The sequence below is a fragment of the Microcoleus sp. OTE_8_concoct_300 genome (assembly GCF_031383065.1).
Lineage (GTDB): Bacteria > Cyanobacteriota > Cyanobacteriia > Cyanobacteriales > Microcoleaceae > Microcoleus.
The window spans coordinates 1-1988 of the sequence record NZ_JANMZH010000679.1 but is presented as its reverse complement, the minus strand read 5'-3'; the positions used below and the strand labels follow the sequence as shown (position 1 = coordinate 1988).

General features: G+C 39.1%; 1 pseudogene. It reads right to left on the bottom strand.

The features are described from left to right. Window positions 1–821: 821 nt before the first annotated feature. A pseudogene (locus tag ACUVJL_RS30850) lies at window positions 822–1858 on the bottom strand (IS630 family transposase); the annotation flags it as partial. Window positions 1859–1988: the final 130 nt, after the last annotated feature.

Below are 1988 nucleotides of genomic sequence, written 5' to 3'. Positions count from 1 at the left end.
TGCCTGTTGTTGTTCAGGTGTCATGATTATATATCAAGTGGGAAGAGATGATAATTATTCCCTATTATACTGATGATCGGCAAAAAAGTCATGGTGGGGTTCACCAGTATTTATACTCATCGCAAAAGTGACACGCTCCCTATCAAATCCTGCTACTGGTTGAGTTTTTCTTACCCTCACTCCTTGAAAGTACAACGAAGTTCCGGGTACTACTCCTAATTGGTCTAAGCGTTGCCAGATTAAATTTTCTGTTTCAATACAATGATTTTTTTTCAGCCTTAAACAAAAAGATACACTCTTTGCTTTGAGCCAGAATCCTTGCGTCTACTGAACAAAATTCACGGTCGCCTAAAACGATAAGTTTATATTCTTTAAACAATGGTAAAACTTGTTCAAGAGCCTGGGTTTGTTCTTGTAAGTTACTGCTTCATAATTTTGGTAATAAACACCAGTATAAGGGGATGGCTCTTTTCTGCCAGATTAGAGCGACCGTAAACAAATTGATACAGCCCCATTGAGTCCGATCGATCGCAATTGATAGAGTTTGTCCCACAGAGTAATAAGTTGTTAACCAATAAGCGATCAATGGAAACCAAATTAGCGCGAGCGTTAATTGAGGTAAGTCCAAAAATCTTTGCAATTTGCGACGGCGACTTTCGGTAGTAATTGGATAGGGAAATACTCGTGCCAGTCTCTCTAATCTCACTTGTTTCTCTGATTGTATCAAGGAGAGTAAGATTGTGAGTAAAATAAACTGGGCTGATGTCAGTTGTTTTTGTAAGTGGGTCTGATATAGCGATCGTAAATCATTCATAAATTAATTAAGGGTTCGAGCGAGCAGCAGTTCCATTGAGTTTTGGTTCAAAACTACCAAATTTGTGTAACTTGGGAAAGTCAAAGCTTTGTTCATGTATGGTAAAATTGAAGAACCATTTAACCAAGGAAAAAGAACCGATCCGATTACCAAATTTCCTCACCCAAGTCTTGGCATTAAGCCAAATATCTTCGACCGGATTCTGTTCGGGAGCATTGGGAGCAAACAGGACACAAGTTAAAGGCCATTCATTCCGCTCCTTGCCTTGATTAATTTCTTCTAGGTAAGCTTTCATCTCTTTATATTTGTGATAGCTGGCTCCATCCCAAATAATCAAATGTCTAGCTTCGGGATTTAAAGATTGTAATTTTTTTAAGAAAGCGACTGTATTCTCAGAATTGGCCGTCGCATATTCTCGCAGAACAAACTGTTTTGTTAAATAATTTACTGCACCATAATAAGTTTGTTTTTCTCTCTGATTCACCAGCGGTATTTCTATTCTCTCATTGCGCCTTCCCCAAAGATAGCCACAGGCATCTCCCCAAAGTAGATGACACTCATCAATCAAATACACCACAAGCTTTCTCGACTCTATAGCTTCTCGGTGTTCTTCCAGAATATCACAAATTTCTTGGTGTTTTTTTTGACAAGTTCTTCATCACGTTTTGGGTTGTTCTTTTGAGATTTTTTCCAGCTAATTCCCGCTGACTTTAAAAGTTGGTAGTAGCTAGTTTTTGAGTGAAATTCAATCTGATACCGCTCTGCTATATAATAATTTGATAATGCCGATAAATCCCAATGGTTTCTCTTGGTTAACCATTGGATAACTTCCGCTCGTTCTTCTGGTTTAAGTTGTCCCCGCGAGCCTTGATGATTTAAGAGCAACCCTTCAATTCCATGCAACGCATAATTGATTTTCCACTTGCTGATAAATGGAGATGATACTCCCAATATCTTTTGAATAGTTTCGCGGCAAACCCCTTCAATTAACATGCGGATAGCTAAGGCTCTTTTGAGTTCTCTTGGGTCGGGGATCAGGGCTATTTCATTCTTGAGAGAAGGGTGATAAGCTGAAGCTATATTCCTTCAAATTGTTTTGAGTAATGACCCAACTTGCAATTGTTGAAGCCTTCTCTGACTTGATTGATACTCGTTGCGGCACAGGATCGCGCCA